The 19,786-nt window shown below is 32.9% G+C and carries 12 protein-coding genes and 1 pseudogene; 4 read left to right on the top strand and 9 right to left on the bottom strand.

What is annotated here, in order from left to right:
* Positions 1-278 precede the first annotated feature (278 nt).
* Positions 279-3,557, top strand: coding sequence for a S41 family peptidase (locus FOF46_RS03770; protein WP_143915508.1), 3,279 nt, complete (start codon positions 279-281; stop codon positions 3,555-3,557).
* Positions 3,558-3,596: 39 nt separating this feature from the next.
* On the opposite strand, the gene FOF46_RS03765 is transcribed toward FOF46_RS03770, so the two are convergent.
* From FOF46_RS03765 to FOF46_RS03755, 3 genes are all read right to left on the bottom strand, one after another.
* Complete coding sequence (locus FOF46_RS03765; RefSeq protein ID WP_143915507.1) at positions 3,597-4,097, bottom strand: cupin domain-containing protein; 501 nt, start codon at positions 4,095-4,097, stop codon at positions 3,597-3,599.
* Between the two features lie 75 nt (positions 4,098-4,172).
* Positions 4,173-5,366 (bottom strand): ADP-forming succinate--CoA ligase subunit beta, encoded by a 1,194-nt coding sequence (gene sucC / locus FOF46_RS03760; protein ID WP_143915506.1) that lies wholly within the window; start codon positions 5,364-5,366, stop codon positions 4,173-4,175.
* 127 nt (positions 5,367-5,493) lie between these two features.
* Positions 5,494-6,129 (bottom strand): LON peptidase substrate-binding domain-containing protein, encoded by a 636-nt coding sequence (locus FOF46_RS03755; RefSeq protein WP_109437123.1) that lies wholly within the window; start codon positions 6,127-6,129, stop codon positions 5,494-5,496.
* A gap of 153 nt (positions 6,130-6,282) precedes the next feature.
* Here FOF46_RS03755 and lysA point away from each other — a divergent pair, with 153 nt between their 5' ends.
* The gene (gene lysA / locus FOF46_RS03750) at positions 6,283-7,515 is read left to right on the top strand and encodes a diaminopimelate decarboxylase (protein ID WP_143915505.1); all 1,233 of its coding nucleotides are present in this window, start codon (positions 6,283-6,285) and stop codon (positions 7,513-7,515) included.
* A 72-nt stretch (positions 7,516-7,587) separates the two neighbouring features.
* Here the strand turns inward: lysA and FOF46_RS03745 are convergent, their stop codons facing one another.
* From FOF46_RS03745 to guaA, 5 genes are all read right to left on the bottom strand, one after another.
* Complete coding sequence (locus FOF46_RS03745; protein WP_143915504.1) at positions 7,588-9,156, bottom strand: amidohydrolase family protein; 1,569 nt, start codon at positions 9,154-9,156, stop codon at positions 7,588-7,590.
* Positions 9,157-9,440: 284 nt separating this feature from the next.
* A complete protein-coding gene (locus tag FOF46_RS03740; protein ID WP_109437126.1) occupies positions 9,441-9,665 on the bottom strand; it encodes a DUF3820 family protein in 225 nt (74 codons plus the stop codon).
* Positions 9,666-9,684: 19 nt separating this feature from the next.
* Positions 9,685-10,221 (bottom strand): DUF922 domain-containing protein, encoded by a 537-nt coding sequence (locus FOF46_RS03735; RefSeq protein WP_109437127.1) that lies wholly within the window; start codon positions 10,219-10,221, stop codon positions 9,685-9,687.
* Between the two features lie 577 nt (positions 10,222-10,798).
* Entirely contained in the window at positions 10,799-12,961 is a 2,163-nt protein-coding gene (locus FOF46_RS03730) for an amino acid ABC transporter substrate-binding protein (RefSeq protein WP_143915503.1), read from the bottom strand.
* A 231-nt stretch (positions 12,962-13,192) separates the two neighbouring features.
* Entirely contained in the window at positions 13,193-14,722 is a 1,530-nt protein-coding gene (gene guaA, locus FOF46_RS03725; RefSeq protein ID WP_143915502.1) for a glutamine-hydrolyzing GMP synthase, read from the bottom strand.
* Between the two features lie 240 nt (positions 14,723-14,962).
* Here guaA and FOF46_RS03720 point away from each other — a divergent pair.
* Positions 14,963-15,463: pseudogene (locus FOF46_RS03720) on the top strand (pyridoxamine 5'-phosphate oxidase family protein); the annotation flags it as partial.
* Between the two features lie 120 nt (positions 15,464-15,583).
* On the opposite strand, the gene bshC reads toward FOF46_RS03720, so the two are convergent.
* The gene (bshC, locus tag FOF46_RS03715; protein ID WP_143915501.1) at positions 15,584-17,179 is read right to left on the bottom strand and encodes a bacillithiol biosynthesis cysteine-adding enzyme BshC; all 1,596 of its coding nucleotides are present in this window, start codon (positions 17,177-17,179) and stop codon (positions 15,584-15,586) included.
* A gap of 126 nt (positions 17,180-17,305) precedes the next feature.
* Between bshC and FOF46_RS03710 the strand changes: the two genes are divergently transcribed.
* Positions 17,306-19,786, top strand: a complete 2,481-nt coding sequence (locus FOF46_RS03710) for a M14 family metallopeptidase (protein WP_143915500.1) — start codon at positions 17,306-17,308, stop codon at positions 19,784-19,786.

Genomic DNA, 19,786 nt, shown 5'->3' with positions numbered 1-19,786 from the left:
TTTTTATTGATTTATACCTATAAGACAACGAGAACCATAAGTTTGTTACACCATAACCTTACATTTAACAAATGTTAACAAACTAACAAATACTAGTTAGGAAAAAACAAAATCAAAAACCTTCGTTCTTCTGTACTTTTTTTATGATATCACCTTTCTATTAAGCTTTAAAAAAATGATAATTGATAATTTAAAAAATGATTAACAAAACACCATTGAGAAAACTGTATTTTCACCTAGCTTATATCACACCAAGATTACAAATATTTATATCAATAATGAAGAAGTTTAATTTCGCACTCTCTAAGCTCATAGTATTATTTACTTTAGTTTTTATCCCACTACAATCATTTTCTATCGATCCTACTGATACCAGAATGATGCATCAACCTACAATTGGCAAATCAAATATTGCATTTATTTATGCAGAAGATTTATGGGTTGCCAATCTCGATGGCACTCAACCAAGAAGACTTACCATAGACAAGGGTATTGAATCCAATCCGGTTTTCTCCCCAGACGGTAGGCATATTGCTTTTAGTGCGGAGTATGATGGTAATGTTGATGTATTTATAATTCCTGTTAATGGCGGAATACCTAAACGACTTACCTGGCATCCTGGACGAGATAATACTCTTAATTTTTCTCCTGATGGCAAATCTGTATTATTTAATTCACAAAGAGCAATTCACACCAACAGGTATTCAAAACTATATCAAATTTCTATTAACGGAGGATATCCAACTGAGCTAGAAATACCTAATGCCTGGCATGCGACTTACTCTCCTGATGGAAATTATATGGCCTACACCCCTATTCGAGAACGTTTTCATCAATGGAAAAATTACAGAGGAGGAACAACCGCAAATATTTGGTTATTTTCTTTTAAAGATAAATCTATCGTTAAAATTCCTCAACCAAATGGAGGAAGTAACGATGTACAGCCTATGTGGAAAGGAAATGAAGTTTTTTTCTTAAGTGATAGAAATGGAGAGTTTAATTTATTCTCCTACAATACTTCTTCAAACGAAATAAACCAACTTACTCAATATAATGATTTCCCTATCACAAACGCAGCTCTTAACGAGAACAAAATTATTTTGGAACAAGCTGGGTATCTTCATATATATAACATCACACAAAAAAACACTACCAAATTAAAGATAGGCATCGGCACAGACTTATTAGAACTACGAGAGCGGTACGTTAAAGGCGATCGACACATTCGTTCCGCAAATATATCCCCTTCCGGAAAAAGAGCAGTTTTTGATTATCGAGGTGAAATCATAACTGTCCCTAAAGATAAAGGTGATCCTAGAAATTTAACGCTAAGTCCAGGGAGTCATGAAAAGTATCCGGCATGGTCACCCAACGGAAAACAAATTGCTTATTTCTCTGATGTTTCTGGAGAATATGAACTTCATATCAAATCACAAGATGGCAAGGGTAAAACCAAAAAATTTAAAGTTTCAGGAACAGGGTTTTATGCCTATACAAACTGGTCTCCCGATGGTAAAAAGATTAGCTTTTCTGATAATGGAAGAAATCTATATATCTTGGATATTACTTCGAAAAAAATCACCAAAATAAATAGCGATGAATATTATTATCCAGGACCTTTTAGGAACTTATTTGGAGATTGGTCTTCAGACTCTAATTGGATTTTATACTCAAAAATCATAGAAAGCAATTTTGAACAAATATTCTTGTATAACGTTAAAGACTCAAAGTCTTACTCTATATCTGATGGTTTAAGTAACGTAAGTGACCCCGTTTTTGACGCTAGTGGAAAATACATATATTTTACTGCTTCGACGGATGCAGGACCTCTGGTAAATTGGTTTGACCTATCTAATCAAGACATGTCGCTTACAAATTCTATATACCTGGTAACACTGCAGAAAGGTACAATTTCACCTTTTGTAAAAGAAAGCGATGAAGAAGAGCATAAAGAAGAAAATAGTAAAGAAGAATCTAAAGACAATAAAGATTCTAAAAAAGAAGATACTTCTAAACCGATACAGATTGATCTTAATGGAATACAAAACAGGATTATTGATTTACCCATAAAAGAAGGATTGTATTATGATTTAAGCTCTGGTGAAGAAAATAAAATATTATATATATCCGGTAGCACAAATAATAATAACGAATCTCCAACACTTCATCAGTACGACCTAAAAGAACGTAAAGACACTGAGATTATGGAATTAGACACTTACGTGATTTCTTCTGATGGTAAGAAAATGTTGTACAATAAAAAGAATACGTGGGGAATTACAGAAATAGGTAAAAAACCAAAAAATGGAGATAATGTATTAAAAACTAGAGATATTCAAGTAAAAATCAATCCTTCACAAGAATGGACAAATATTTTTAATGAAGCATGGAGAATTAATAGGGATTATTTCTATGATCCTGGGATGCATGGTTCTGATTGGGAAGCTATGAAAGAGAAATATGCTCAATTTTTACCGCACTTATCTTGTAGAAATGACCTAAACAGAACCATACAATGGATGTGCAGCGAATTGTCGGTTGGGCATCATAGACTTCAGGGAAGCGGGGAACAATTGAATACCTCTAAACGTATACCTGGTGGACTTTTGGGAGCTGATTTCATAATCTCAAATAGTAGATATCAATTTAAAAAGATATTTGGAGGACTTAACTGGAATCCAGAATTAAGATCTCCTTTAACAGAACCCGGTATCGATGTTAATGAAGGTGATTACTTATTGGCGATAAATGGAAAAGATCTGAATAGTAGCCAAAATATCTTTAGCCTTTTTGAAAATACTGCCAACAAAATAACAGAATTAACCGTTGGACCTAATCCAGACTATACTAGTTCAAGAATCATAAAAGTAACACCTGTAACTAGTGAATATTCATTACGAAATCGTGATTGGATAGAAGGAAACCTAAAAAAAGTAAACAAAGCGACAAACGGGCAAGTTGCCTATGTATATGTACCTAACACCACTACAGCAGGTCATGAATATTTTAAAAGATATTTCTATCCTCAAGCCAATAAAAAAGCAATTATTATCGATGAACGATTTAATGGCGGTGGGCAAATAGCTGATTACTATATTAACCTTTTACTAAACCCTTATCAATCACATTGGAATTTCAGATATGGTAGAGATCTAAAAACTCCAAGTGCTTCGATCCAGGGGCCAAAAGTGATGCTTATTGATGAGACTGCAGGATCTGGAGGTGATATGTTACCCTGGATGTTTAGAAAATTTAAAGTTGGAACTTTAGTTGGCAAAAGAACATGGGGAGGCTTAGTTGGAGTATTAGGTTTTCCTGAATTTATTGATGGTGCCAGTGTTACTGCCCCTAATGTAGCTATCTGGACCGAAGATGGGTTTATTGTTGAAAATGTTGGTGTCGCACCAGATATAGAAGTAGAACAACTCCCGTCTGAGGTAATAGAAGGTAAAGATCCTCAATTAGAAAAAGCAATCGAAATTATCCTAAAGGAGCTTCAAAATAATCCAATAAAGGAACGAAAAAGACCTCCTTATCCTAAACGGGCAAGGAATTAAACTCCAAAAAAATACCTGATTTACTAATCAGGTATTTTTTTATCTTGTAAACTGAGTGATTATTTCTTTATATTTTGGATATTCTTTAATTAAAGCACTTCTTTCTGCTAACTCAAAATCACTAAAATCAAATCCAGGAGCTACGGTACACCCTACCAAAGAGTAACTATCTTTATTTTTTACACTAGAAGCAAACCAACAGCCGGCAGGAACTACTAATTGAGGTAGTTCTTCTTGATCTAGATTTATCCCAACACTATACCTTTTATATTTACCATTAGGGTCAATGACATGAACATACAACGAAGACCCTTCATAATAATGCCATATTTCATCTTGTTTAATCCTGTGAAATGCTGAAAAATTATTAGATGTAAGTAAGAAATAAATAGCTGTACTATAATTACGAGCTCCGGTAAATCCTTCTCCTAAAACATGTTGAGGAATCATACTTTCACTTCGGTAAGTCTCTTTATAATACCCACCTTCTGGATGAGAATTCATCTCTAATCTATGTACTATCTCTTCAACTTTATTCATTATTTCATTTATTTTTTATGCAAAAAAAAGCGACCTTAAACAGATCGCTTCTAATATACATAAGATTATTAGTTGTTATGCTAACACTGCTTGTACTTTATCAGCAGCCTCTTGAAACTGTACAGCACTTTGCACATCTAGCCCACTGTTATCAATAAGTTCTTTTGCGATATCTGCATTTGTACCTTGTAAACGAACAATAATCGGCACTTTAATTGCATCACCCATATTCTTATAAGCATCTACAACACCTTGTGCAACTCGGTCACAACGAACAATACCACCGAAAATATTAATCAAAATTGCTTTTACATTATCATCTTTTAAGATAATTCTAAATGCCTCTTCTACACGCTTAGCATCTGCCGTACCACCAACATCAAGAAAGTTAGCTGGTTCACCACCTGCTTGCTTGATTAAATCCATGGTAGCCATTGCTAGACCTGCACCATTAACCATACACCCAACATTACCATCAAGGTCAACATAATTAAGACCTACCTCATTTGCTTCAACTTCAATAGGATTTTCTTCTCGTATATCCCTCATATCTACATAGTTCTTATGACGGTATAGTGCATTATCATCTATTGTCACTTTAGCATCTACAGCCATGATTTTATCATCGCTAGTTTTAAGAACAGGATTAATCTCAAACAATGATGCATCAGATTTAACGTAAGCTGTATATAAAGCCATTACAAATTTAGTCATCTCTTTAAACCCTCCTCCGCTTAAACCTAAATTGAATGCAACTCTTCTTGCCTGGAAAGGTAACAATCCAACAGCTGGATCTACTTCCTCTGTAAAAATAAGATGGGGAGTTTCTTCTGCAACGGTTTCAATATCCATTCCTCCTTCTGTAGAATACATAATCATATTACGACCAGTAGTACGATTTAATAATACAGACATATAAAATTCATCTGGTTCACTATCTCCAGGATAATATACATCTTCGGCCACCAATACTTGGTGTACTTTTTTACCTTCTGCCGAAGTTTGAGGAGTAATCAGGTTCATTCCTATGATCTGACCCGCTATTTCTTCTACTTCCTTAAGGTTTTTAGCAAGCTTAACACCTCCACCTTTTCCACGCCCACCAGCGTGAACTTGTGCTTTGATTACATGCCATCCTATTCCGGTTTCAGCAGTTAATTGTTTTGCTGCAGCAACAGCTTCATTTGCATTTTGCGCAACAATACCGCGTTGAATACGTACGCCAAAGCTGTTTAATATCTCTTTACCCTGATATTCGTGTAAGTTCATACTATTATTTTTTTGCCTTTTTTAGGAGTTTCAAAAATAGGAAAAGTGAAGTTACTGTGCCAATCTTTTACGGTAAAAAAAGTTAGCTTAAATTAATTCATAAAATGACTCAGAAAATACTCATTTTTCACAACTCAAAATCCTCAAAATCTAGGGGATCAAAATTCTTAAAATGACCATTCATTTTGATAACTTCTTTTGCTCTATTCATCTCGCGCACCACGGGAATTGTTATTTTAAGATGGCCAATAAGATAATTAAGCCTTTCAAATTCAGTACGAAGTTTTAACAGATGATATTCTTGGTGTAATGCCAAACCAACTTTATGCGCAACTTGGTAGCTTACAAAGGGAATATCAAATACCGGTGGATTCTCTATAGTTAACTCTACATACAAGATAGCTATATTTTTAAGCAATTCTTCCTGAAGTTCTTCTGGACTACTATCGTTATCTTTTAGAAATTCGACCTCACCTCCAGCATAAAGTTTACCCGGAAACTGTTGATAAAAATTTTTTATCTTAAAGATCCTTGTTCCAATACAAATTACATCACTCTCTCCTTCTGGGTATTTTTGAGCAACTTTTTGAAGTCTTACTTCGGTTCCATACTCTAATTTATCATCAATATATGTTGGTATACCAAAAGAAATTCCTTCTTCCTCACAATCTTGTATTAATTGTTGATACCTTTTTTCAAAAATATGTAAAGGCAAACGCTCTCCAGGATAAACAACGGTCTGTAATGGAAAAAGAGGTATCATATTTTTTTAATAAAAGTACTAATTAACGAGGCACAAGCCCCTTAAACACTCGTTAAAAATCTCTAAATCTACTACATTGGTAGATTTTTTCTTTATTAGACGACATTATCTCTAAATTTATTGATAATTTCGTAGGCTTAAATTTGTGACACGATGGAAAATGAAAATTTATTAGCAATTGCAAAAGAATTTGGGAGTCCAGTTTATGTATACGACTCTTCAAAAATTATTTCACAGTACAACCGTCTTTCTAATGCATTTAAAAAGGTCAAACGGGTAAAACTGAATTATGCGGTAAAAGCACTGTCTAATATGACTATTCTGAAGCTAATGAATTCATTAGGCGCAGGGCTAGACACGGTTTCTATTCAGGAAGTGAATTTAGGATTAAAAGCTGGGGTAAAAGCTAGTAATATTATTTTTACTCCAAATGGTGTTTCGCTAGAAGAAATAGAACAAGTTTCTGCTCTTGGTGTTCAGATCAATATCGACAACCTTTCTATATTGGAACAATTTGGAACCAAACATCCTGATGTACCTGTTTGTATTAGAATTAACCCACATGTATTGGCTGGTGGAAATAGCAAAATTTCTGTAGGTCATATTGATAGTAAATTTGGTATCTCAATACATCAAATTCCGCATATCCTTAGAATCGTAGAAAATACAGGTATGAATATCAATGGTATTCATATGCATACAGGAAGTGACATCCTTGATATCGAAGTCTTTTTATATGCCAGCGAAATATTATTTGAAACTGCCAAAAACTTCAAGGATCTTGATTTTATCGATTTTGGTAGCGGCTTTAAAGTGCCATACAAGTTAGGAGATATCGAAACTGATATTGAAGAATTCGGAGAGAAACTCACTAAACGTTTTAATGCCTTTTGCAAAGAATATGGAAAAGAGCTTATTCTAGGTTTCGAACCCGGAAAATTCTTAGTTAGCGAGGCTGGATATTTTTTAGCTAAAGTAAATGTAGTGAAACAAACAACTTCAACTGTTTTTGCTGGAATTGATAGCGGCTTTAATCATTTGATACGTCCTATGTTTTACAATTCTCATCATGAGATTATCAACATCTCTAACCCCGAAGGAAAAGAACGTTTTTATTCTATTGTAGGATATATATGTGAAACAGATACTTTTGCCACGAACAGGAGAATTTCAGAAATTAATGAAGGAGATACTATTGCGTTTAAAAATGCAGGTGCTTATTGTTTTTCTATGGCTAGTAATTACAATTCTCGTTATCGTCCAGCAGAAATATTATGGCATGAAGGAGAAGCTCACTTGATTCGTAAGCGTGAAACCTTTGATGATCTCATAAAAAACCAAGTAGATGCAGATATATTTTCTAAGGTTACTGAAACAGCATCATAGCTTAAAAGTTTTAATATACACAAAAGCGTCTGATTTGATATCAGGCGCTTTTTTTTCTAAAAAACATAAATTTCATTCTTTTACACCAGGTTGAGTAATCGTAAAGCCCTCTTCCTTTTTTGCTCGATCAACCATTTTCTTTACATCTGCCAGCAATTCTTTGGCATTATATATAACTCCATCTTTGATTGTATACCTTACTCCTCCCGCTCTTATAACCTCATTATCCTTTGTTAATCGAATCGCTCCTGTTCCGTATAAAACTTTAAGGTTTTTTAAAGGGTTTTCATCCAGCACTACAAAATCAGCAAATTTCCCTACTTCTACAGATCCAATTTTATCAGATACACCAAGTGCTTCAGCGCCATTTAACGTTGCGGCTCTAATTATTTCTAAGGGATGAAAACCAGCCTCTCTAAACAACTCTAACTCTCTAATATATGCAAAGCCATAAAGTTGAAATATAAACCCTGAATCTGACCCAACCGTTACACGTCCTCCCCTATTTTTATATTCATTAACAAAAGTCATCCATAATTTATAATTTTCTTTCCAGACGACTTCTTGTTCTGTTCCCCAATCATGCCAATATGATCCATGAGAAATTTTACTTGGTTGATAAAATCGCCAAAGAGAAGGTAATGTATATGTTTCATGCCACTCTGCTCTGCGTGCTCTTTGCAAATCTCTACTAGCCTCATAAATATTAAAAGTAGGGTCTAAGGTAAAATCTAGCTCTATAAGTTCGTTCATCACTTTATTCCAATGATCAGAATAAGGTTTTGCAGCTTGTTTCCACAATTTTCCTGCTTCTTCAAATCGATGTTGTTCATTTTGATAATTATAATCGAGTGGATAATCCTGAATCGTTCTATCATCAAACAATGCCTCTGGCAACCCGTACCAATGTTCCATAGAAGTAAGTCCAGCTCTTGCAGAATGTAAAACATTCCATCTAGCGACATCAGTTTGGGCGTGATGACAAGCAGAACGTAATCCTAGTTTTTTATTTTCGTCCAAAGCAGCCTTCATGATTTCTGGAGCGGCTCCAAAAAGCTTTATCCCATCAGCTCCTTTTTTTGCATTTTCCCGAACCCAATCTCTTGCCATCTCCGGAGTACTTACAGGCAATTTACTACCTTGCCCAAATCCAGTATATGCAAAAATTCGAGGTGCAACAATCTCATTTTTATCACTTGATTTTTTCAGCTTCATTGTCCAATCTACTCCTCTTCCGCTGGGTTCTCTCACTGTAGTGATACCATGTGCCATCCATAATTTAAAAACATAATCAGAATCTGCCCCTTGCGCTTTACCACCAATATGCCCATGCATATCCACAAATCCGGGCAAAACATACATCCCTTCTGCATTAAGTTCTTTGCCTCCAGTTTTTAATACTGGTCGTTTAGAGGAATTAATTTCTACACCAGGATATCCCACTACTACAATATCCTTTATTATATTTTTTTCAACTACAATATCTACAGGACCTCTAGGAGGAGCTCCATTGCCATTAATTAATGTGGCACCTCTAATAATTAATTGAGAAAAAGGTCCTTCTCCTAATTCTTGTGAATTTGACTGCAATATGCCTAATATGGCTAAAACAATGATAAGTGTGTATTTTATGTTTTTCATTATTTACAAAAATGATTAGAACAAAAAAAAGAGTGTTTTATACTCCTAGAAAAAACTCTAGAGTATTAAATTATCATTAAACATACTCAATTCAAAATAAACTGAATACCTTCTGCTATGAATTTAACATCAACGTTTTTTGTGTTAAACACTGTATAAACAGAACATATAAGAATTGTGCACTTACAAGTCTTTATTTAAAAAATAAAACCTTACTCAACGAAATGTAAATAATCTTAGGGGGGAGGAATAAACTTTCAAACTATCTATTTACAAATATGTGATTACATATTTTTTATATTTCTAATTAAATATTCCAAGCCGTTTAATTTTAATTCATAGACAGTTTGTAGTTGCTGTCCTAAAACTCCTTTTGGGAATCCTTTATTATGATACCACACGACGTAGTATTCTGGAAGATCTATAAGATATCTGTCTTTATATTTTCCGAATGGCATTTTGGTATGTGCCAATTTTTCTAAAAAGTCTTTTTGGAGTGAGATTTCCATACAATTTTTAGAATCAAAACTATTTTGTATAATCCCTATAATACCACATGAGAGTTTCTATCTTCTTATCCCACTTTGCCTGATTCACCTTATTTTTTGAATGATCTGTTTCTTCATCGTATCGTTCTTGCATATTTATCCTCATTCTTTCTACCAACTTGTACATCTTATTAAGATCTCTACGTATGTTCTTACCTGCTTTGTATTCCTTTAATCTTTTTCGCATGATTCTCGCATGCAATTCTGAAATATCAAAATGTAATTGTTCGTGAGAAAGAAGATCTTCAGACATATGTCCTTTTTTAACCCAAGACAGAGAAGGATAGCAAAAACTATCAACCTGATAATTTAATTCGATTTCTCCTTTATCTTTACCATAGGACCATTGATAAGTTATCCCCGTATTCACACTAGCCGCAAAATGACTATCAAATTTAGGTTTACCCCTAAAATCCGACCATTCTAAAGTATCTTTTTCTGCGTACGAGAATTTACCTACAAAACCATTATTATTGGTAATAAATAAAATTAAAACAATAGTAAAGTACTTACTCATAATTGCAAACAATTATGCCCAACCAATAGTTATTATTTTTCCATTTTACAATGTCAAGGGATACAATATGGGGCAGATATTGTTGACATACTATAAAATAGCTTTACTTTTTGATTCTAAATATACAATCTATTTTTAAATTATACATAATTTCTAGAATCTATCTTACATTATTTTTTTGTTTTTCTTAACATTTAAAAACTTATCAATTATAATGCCAAGGATATCTTATTTTATAAATAAAAAACATTAAAAAAAGATAACCCAAACAATATCAAAGATATAGAAAAATCTTTTTTTATTTTATCAATACATAGTATTATTTATGCTATTGACTTTATTATTTTTTCAACTAAAACATTTTAAGATTAATTGTTAACCTTATGTTATTAATATCAAAATCACTAAGAAGCATCATTATCAAAGTCCCCACTACTTTGATCAAATTTTATTTTATCTGTATTCAAAACTTATATTGAATAAGAAAATACTCTAAGTATTAAAATTCCCAATTAATACTTATTAGATTTTTCAAACTTAAGATAACTTTTTTAAAGTCGCTAAACTTTAACAAAAATTACTCTACTATTGTTAATTTAAGATCATCATCAAACTTAATGAGATAGGACGCTTTATTATAATATCCTCCTAAAAGTTTTTTAGAATATTCAAATTTATTTTCTACATATTCTGTAGTTCCCTCAAAAGATGCAGCTTGATATAAATTTTCGGCTGCTCCTAATCTTAACAAAATATCATATGCAATATCAAAACCTCGTATAGCCCAATTATTAGGATCTATACCATATTCTTTCTTATATCTTTTAACAAAAGGTGTTACTTCTTCTCCTTCTACTACTACTTTATTATCAAATTCTTTGTCCACAGATGGATAATGGAGATGAAGTTTTGACAATTGTTCATTCTTTATATCATCACTATCAAAAGCAGTATTTTTATCTGTCGTGAATAAGGTAACTTGATGGCTTTCTGCTTTAGCATTAAGTAACGGAATTACATTACTTAACATAGCAACATCATTGGACTCCAGAAACACCCAATTTGGCATACTTTTATGTAAAACTTTATTAAGCCGAACTTCATAAAGGTAATTTCCTTCTTCTATTTTAGCAATCTTTGCATTAGGAAATTTAGCTTTTAATTTTTCTTTTATTTCTTCATGCCTTTTACCTTGCTGTGCAATAATAATAATATTCTTAGCAGTAGAGTCTTTTTCTACATAAGAAATGATTTTATCCTGAAGCATTACATTGGTTGGTCTTGTCTGAAAGAAATTATCATATAGCGCTGATTCTTTTCTTGAAGCTGGAGAAAATATTGGCGTATTATACTTTTTAAGTTCAGACGCCACTACTTCTGCATTGTTTTGATATAAAGGCCCTATAACAACATCTGTATTCTCAAAATTATTTTGACCAATTAACTCCTTTATATATTTTTCATTATCATTCTTCTTCGTGTCAAAAACATTTAGCTCTGTAGTTATCCCTCTTGTTCTTGCAGAATCTACAGCAATTAAAACTCCACTATACAAATCTAACGCAATTCTAAGGCTTGTCTTATTTTTTAGATACTCCTCTGTATCTTTTATGGCTTCAAAATTTAATGTATCTAAGCTAAAAGGAAGCATTACAGCTACTTTTTTGGGAGCGAAATTATTTAGACTTTTGCCTAAATCAATAATTCCACCAGCTTCAACAAGATTAGTCGTTGTCATTAATGTATCCTTGGGAATTGTAATTACCATTCCCGCTTTTAAACCATCCCTTAAGTACGGGTTCATTTTAAATAAAGAATCTGCAGATATCCCTGTACGTTTTAAGATTCTGTAAATAGTTTCTTTGGGTTTAACTTCATATAACTCAAAGCCCGGTTGAACTGTATCTTCTAACGAAACGAAAATAGATGTTGGAACCGTAATTTGCATCCCCACGGGAAGGTTAGTATCCATATTAGGATTAAGCCGTTCTAACTCTCCAATAGTAATCCCGTGTCTTCTGGAAATACTATATCTTGTATCTTTTGGTTTAATTGTATATCTAGTGGTTGTTGACAATCTAGTAGTTGTACTATCTATAACTATTTCGGTTGGGCTAGATTCATCTTCAAACACAGGTATTCTTAATTTATCTTTCTTTTTGATCTGTTCAGAATACAATCTTTTATTATGTTTTTTTATATCCTCGACAGTAACCTTATATCTTTTAGAAATACCATATAAAGTTTCTTTTCTCTTAACCTTATGAGTTATAAATCGAACAATTTTTCGTTCTTTAGGTATGATTTTTAAACTATCCAGAACATTCTCTTTACCAACTACCGAGCCACCATCAATAGCAGACGGATCTTTCTTCTCTATTTTTCCTACGTTAAGAACCTGACCTATATTAATACCGTTTTTTGCTTCTGGATTCAGTAAATAGAATGTTTCTGTAGAAATATTATATTTTTTAGAAAGATTATATACGGTATCTCCTTTTTCTACTACATGCGTTTTGTATTCTTCATCATCGACTATAGGAATAGCAAGAATTTCACCTTCTTTAACTCCATCTTTTGCTGTAGGGTTTATTTTATATATTGCTTCTGGAGTAGTATTATAGCGTTTTGCTATTCTATACACATTTTCTCCTTTAGCAACGGTGTGACTTTTATACCTCTGAGCATAGGCAGAACCTGCTGCTATTAATAACAAAAAGATCAATAAAAACTTTTTCATCTGTTATGTTTATTGTTTTTTTTAAATGGTCAGGTCTAATTCGCTTAACAACTATTTTGGTTGGTTTCAAAATTTTTGATTATGCGTATTATATATTATTTTATGGCTTTAAGAATTAGATAAAACCTACGCTATTAAAAAGAATCTTGGTTAAACAACAATTTCTTAACAGAAGGTTTTATACTACTTATTTTTATTCCTTACTTCAAAAATTAGAATTAAAACACTCTTTTATTCCCATTCTATGGTTGCAGGAGGTTTAGAACTAATATCATATACTACTCTATTAACGCCTTTTACTCTGTTTATTATTGCATTAGAAGTATTTTGTAAAAATTCATAAGGAAGATTTACCCAATCAGCAGTCATACCATCGGTACTTTCTACAGCCCTTAAAGCAACACAATTTTCATAAGTACGTTCATCTCCCATAACCCCTACACTTTGCACTGGTAAGAGAATTGCTCCTGCCTGCCAGACTTTATCATACAGTCCATTCTCTTTCAAACCATTTATAAAAATAGCATCTACTTCTTGCAAAACAGAAACTTTCTCAGGTGTTATATCCCCTAGAATTCGAATAGCTAATCCCGGGCCTGGAAAAGGATGTCTCCCTAACAATTCTGGATCAAGCCCCATCGACGCTCCTACTCTTCTCACCTCATCTTTAAACAACATACGCAATGGCTCTACAACTTTTAGCTTCATAAAGTCAGGTAAACCACCAACATTATGATGAGATTTTATAGTAGCAGAAGGTCCATTAACTGAAACCGACTCAATCACATCAGGATAAATCGTTCCTTGTCCAAGCCATTTTGCATCTTTTATTTTATGCGATTCATCATCAAATACTTCAATAAAAATCCTTCCTATAGTTTTTCGTTTTCCTTCAGGATCACTTTCTCCTGCAAGCGCATCCAAAAAACGTGCCGAAGCATCCACTCCTTTTACATTAAGTCCCATCCCTTCGTATTGTTTTAATACAGCCGAGAATTCATTTTTACGAAGTAATCCATTATTCACAAAAATACAATGTAGATTTTCTCCTATAGCTTTATGTAGTAATACAGCTGCGACAGTAGAATCGACACCTCCGCTTAATCCCAAAACAACTTTATCATTACCTACTTTTTCTTTCAGCTCTGCTACAGTAGAATCCACAAAAGAATCTGGCGTCCAGTCAGGTGAAATATTTGCAATCTTAATCAAGAAATTCTCTAATAATTTCTTCCCATCGGTAGAGTGATATACTTCAGGGTGAAATTGAATTGCATAAGTTTCTTCATTTTCAATCCTATATGCCGCATTCTCTACATCTCCTGTACTTGCCAGTCTAATCGCGCCAGTAGGTAATTTTTTAATTGTATCACTATGACTCATCCATACCTGCGAACCTGTTGTAATATCTTCAAAAAACTGTTCTCCTCCTTTTACGAATGATAAATTCGCTCTACCATATTCTCTTGTATTGGACGGAGCAACTTCTCCTCCGCTAAAATGTGCCAAATACTGAGCTCCATAACACACTGCCAATAGCGGTCTTTTTCCTCGAATTTCTGATAAATCAGGATGTGGAGCATCTTCTCCTCTAACCGAAAAAGGTGAACCAGAAAGGATTACTGCCTTAAAATCTGACACATTATCTGGTAAGTTATTGTAGGGATGAATTTCACAATATATATTTAACTCTCTAACTCTTCGTGCAATAAGCTGAGTATATTGCGATCCGAAATCTAAAATAAGTACGTTGTTTTGCATAGGCAAAAATAAAATTAAATTAATAACCCTGAAATCCTGAATAGAATAATTTTTCACTTTATTTATAACAGGTTATTTTTAAAGCATAGATCTTATCGTTTTCCTCATTATAATCTACTTTTTCATAATACTATCCAGATCCTTTTACTTTTGATTCCCTCATTAAATTGATTAACTTTAAGAAAAAAATTCGCACATGCCCGACATCATCTTTTCTTCAATTATCAGAGACTTAAAAGCTGCCTCAAAAATAAGGACCATCCTTTTAGATACTTTACACTAGCGACTTCAGATATTAACGGAACACCAAAAATGCGTACCGTTGTACTTCGAGAAACCAATGATCAACTACAACTTATTTTTTATACAGACAAAAGGTCTGAAAAAATGAATCATATCAAAGAGCATGATGCAGTTAGCTTATTATTTTTTGATACCGAGCGATTATTACAAATTTCAATACAAGCTAATGCTAAAATTATTACTGATGATTCCAAATTACAATCAATTTGGAATCAAATACCACAAAACTCCAGGAAAGAATACACTTCTAAACTATCCCCAGGTAAAGCTATAAAAAATCCTGAAGCAGTTGATTATCTAGAAGGGAAGCATTTTTTTTCGGTCATCAAATTAATTCCAAATCGTATTGAATATTTACGTTTGAAACGACCAAATCATATTAGGGTACTGTTTAAAAAAGAAAACACAAATTGGAAAGGTATGTTTCTGGTTCCGTAAACTATATAAAATATATCGTATCGGGAATTTCATAATACGTTTGATTCATAGTTAAAATCATACTAGAATGTAATATCTCATATCTAATAAATATGGCTTCATCTAAAAGCTAATACCTACTTACTTTTTCAAAACCAAAAACTGTCCTTTAAGAGCATCTAAATACTTTAGCAACATAGGTATCAAATCTTCTCCATATTCTAAATATAATTCAGAAAAGTTCGTATTACGTTCTTGTAAGCTTTGATTAGGAAACAATTCGTTTTGCATTGTTGTTAAACGCTTTACATGATCACTTAACTTCCTTTTTTGCGCTTTTAACAATCTCTTTTCTAACGCATCCAACCCTTTGAGTTGTTTTACTTCTTGTGCTTTTACAGCATTATAAAAAGTAACATCTGTTTGTTCTGCTAATGTATACATCTCTTCAAACTGTTTTTTAAGATGTTTACGCTGCGGGTCAAAATTGATATTTATATTAGAGATACGACGCACTTTGCGATTAATTAATTCATGCTGCTTTAAAAATAATTCTGTATCAGAAACATTTAATTTCTCAATTTTTTCTGCTTGTTTTTCAGTCTGAATCAGTGTCGAATTACGAAGTAAAAGCATTGGAAAAGGTATCTGAACAGCATCAAAATAATCTTTTAATTCAAACCAATATGCTAATTCACCACCTCCACCAATATAACATAAGTTAGGTAAAATAACCTCTTGATATAAAGGCCTCATCATAACATTGGGACTAAACCTCTCTGGGAACTCAGAGAGTTCTTTTAATATTTCACTCTTGCTCCAAGAAATATCTGTTTCGTTAACAAAATATTTTCCTTCATTTTCTATGATACGTTCTCTTAAACCTTCTGCTAGGTAAAAAAGATTGATTTCTCTGGGGTTTACTTGTACCTTATATCCTTGTAATTCTAATTCCTTTGTTTTTGGTAAAACTTTAGCATATGAAACTTGTTCTACCAGTTCTTTTTCTACATATGGAACAAAAAGTTGTTTCAAATCTGCATCATCCCCATCAATAATTACTAAACCATACGCTCCAAAAAGTCTATTTGCTAAATAACGGGTAGCTTCAGTAAGATTGCTGTGTTCTAAATATGCTTCTTTAAATAGTAATTTAAGTTGTTCTGCATTACGACCTAATCCGATTTCCGAAGAAAAAACCTCTAAAACTTTATCAAGCCCTTTTGTATCAAATCTGCCTACGGCCCCACCATCCTTACGATTCCATTGGATCTTTTTACCAAAAAGATTAAAATAATTAATCTCATCAAAATCATGATCTTCGGTCGCCATCCAATACACTGGAACAAAGTTATTTTCTGGATGCTTTTCTTTTAAAACCTTAGTTAGATTTATTGTAGAAATAATCTTATACAAAAAATATAACGGCCCTGTAAAAAGATTTAATTGATGTCCTGTTACAACGGTAAAGGTATTTTTAGTTTTAAGCAACTCAACATTTTCCTGAGTAGCTTCAGATATTGTAACAGATTTGTATTGATTTGCTAATGCACTAACAAGTATCTTTCTATTCTCATCAGAAAATGATTGTTTTTTCTCTTCAATTTGGTCTTTGAAGTTTTCTAATTTAGGAAAACGATTATAAAAAGGTTGTAATTCAGCTTTTTCGTCTAAATAATCACAAATAAGAGATGAAAAGTAATTCGTATCACGAAACGGAATACAGTCACTAGGCATACGTATGTTTTTTTTGAGAGGTTAAATATACATTAGATTGTGATTGTAAATCCTAAATTTTAGTTAATACAGATTATATCCTAAATTTAACTCGGTATTTTACCCTTTTAAAACTATCATCAATCAATGAAAAAAATAATATTCACTTTCTTTGTCGTAACGACATGTTTAACTTACTCTCAAAACAAATTACAATCTCCGGCAGAATTTTTAGGTTATGAAATTGGCGATCAATTTACACGTCATGCCGAAGTAATTAATTATTTCAACCATGTTGCTGATCATTCTAAAATGGTTACGTATCATACCTATGGAAAAACTAATGAACGCAGACCATTAACATATGCTATCATTTCTTCTGAAGAGAACATTAATAATATTGAGAACATCAGATTAGATAATCTCAGAAATGCAGGTATAGCAGAAGGTACGGCTTCACCCCAAACCGCAATTGTTTGGCTTAGTTATAATGTACATGGAAATGAGGCTTCTAGTACAGAAGCTGCAATGCAAACTATCTACGAACTTATTACCAAAAAGACATCCTGGTTACAAAACACAGTGGTTATTATAGACCCTTGTATTAATCCCGATGGTCGTGATCGATACGCAAACTGGTATAATCAGGTAAAAGCAACACCATATAACGTAGATCAATTGGCTACAGAACATAATGAACCTTGGCCAGGAGGAAGACCTAACCATTATTTATTTGATCTTAATAGGGATTGGGCTTGGGCTACTCAAGTAGAATCGCAACAGCGTTTAAAAGTATACAATACCTGGATGCCTCATGTACATGTAGATTTTCATGAACAAGGTATTAATGAGCCTTACTATTTTGCTCCTGCAGCAGAACCTTTTCACGAAATTATAACACCCTGGCAAAGAGATTTTCAAACACAAATTGGTAAGAATCATGCCAGGTACTTTGATGCAGAAGGCTGGCTATTCTATACGAGGGAACGCTTTGATTTATTATATCCAAGTTATGGAGATACTTACCCAACTTTTATGGGAGCAATCGGAATGACTTATGAACAAGCGGGTCATGGACGTGCCGGATTAGGTATTCAAACTGATGAAGGCTATATCTTAACTCTTAAAGACAGAGCTTTACATCATACAACAACTGGGTTATCAACAGTTGAAATTGCATCTAAAAATGTAGAAAAATTAACTACTGAGTTTAAGAAATTCTTTGAGAATTCTAATTTAAAATATAAGAGTTATGTTCTAACTGGAAAAGCTGACAAAATTAATGCGCTGACAAATTTATTGGATAAACATGAAATTAAATATGGATTCTCTAATACTGCAAAAATTTCAGGATTTAACTTTAAAGAAAATAAAGCAGGTAGTATTAATGGTAATGGAGCATTAGTAGTAAGCGTAAATCAACCCAAAGGAAAAATGGTAAAGGTGCTCTTTGAACCCGATGCAAAATTAAGCAATCCTCTTACCTATGATATTACCGCCTGGAGTATTCCTCATGCATACGGGTTAGATGCCATTGCGTCAACTTCATTAATTGCTGCAAATGGAAACAAAAAGACTACTACTATAAACAATACCGTATCTTCTTCTGGAGCTGGATATATAAGCAAGTGGAATAGTATTGAGGATGCTTCTTTTATGGCTGATTTATTGCAACATAATATCAGGGTACGTTTTAGTGAAAAAGATTTTACAAATGGTACCGAAAGCTTTAAAAAAGGGAGCTTAATTATTACAAAAAGTGATAATCGTAAAACTAAAAATTATGATCAAATAGTAGTTGACATTGCTAACAAACATTATCGTAAACTCTATACCACTCCTACAAGTTTCTCTGGCAATGGCGTAGATTTTGGATCTCCAGAAGTAAAACTAATTAATAATCAAAAAATTGCAGTATTAAAAGGTGATTATACTTCATCTTTAAGTTATGGAGAAATATGGCATTTCTTTGAACAACAACTAAAATTTCCTATTACTTCCATTGATACCAAATATTTCAAAAGAATCGACCTTAATAAATATGACGTGCTCATTATGCCAAACGGGTATTATAATGGATATCTCGATAAAACCACTTTGGATAAAATAAAAAAATGGGTGCGTAGCGGTGGAAAAGTAATTGCTATTGCTAACGCGGTAAGTGTTTTTGCTGATAAAGAAGGTTTTGACCTTAAGAAAAATGAAGCAAGTGAAAAAGATAAGGATTCTATAGGCAATCTTATTCCTTATGATCAACGAGAACGTAAAAGTGTCAAAGATTTTATTACAGGAAGTATTTTTAAAACAAAAGTAGATCCGTCCCATCCTATGGCTTTTGGATATGACGATACGTATTTTAGTCTAAAACTAGGAAGTAATTCTTATAAATTTCTTAAGGATGGTTATAATATAGCCTACATAGAACAGCCACAAAGTGTATCTGGATTTGCCGGAAAAGATGCCCTAAAAAACCTAAATAACTCTCTTGTCTTTGGAGAGTCTCAAATCGGTAGTGGAAGTATTATCTATATGGTAGATAATCCATTATTTAGATCCTTTTGGGAAAATGGAAAGCTTTTCTTTGTAAACGCTATCTTCTTTGCTAACAATAACAAGTTTAGAATTTAA

The organism is Aquimarina algiphila, assembly GCF_007489275.1.
Classification (GTDB): Bacteria; Bacteroidota; Bacteroidia; order Flavobacteriales; family Flavobacteriaceae; genus Aquimarina; species Aquimarina algiphila.
This window is presented reverse-complemented; position numbering and strand designations above follow the sequence as displayed.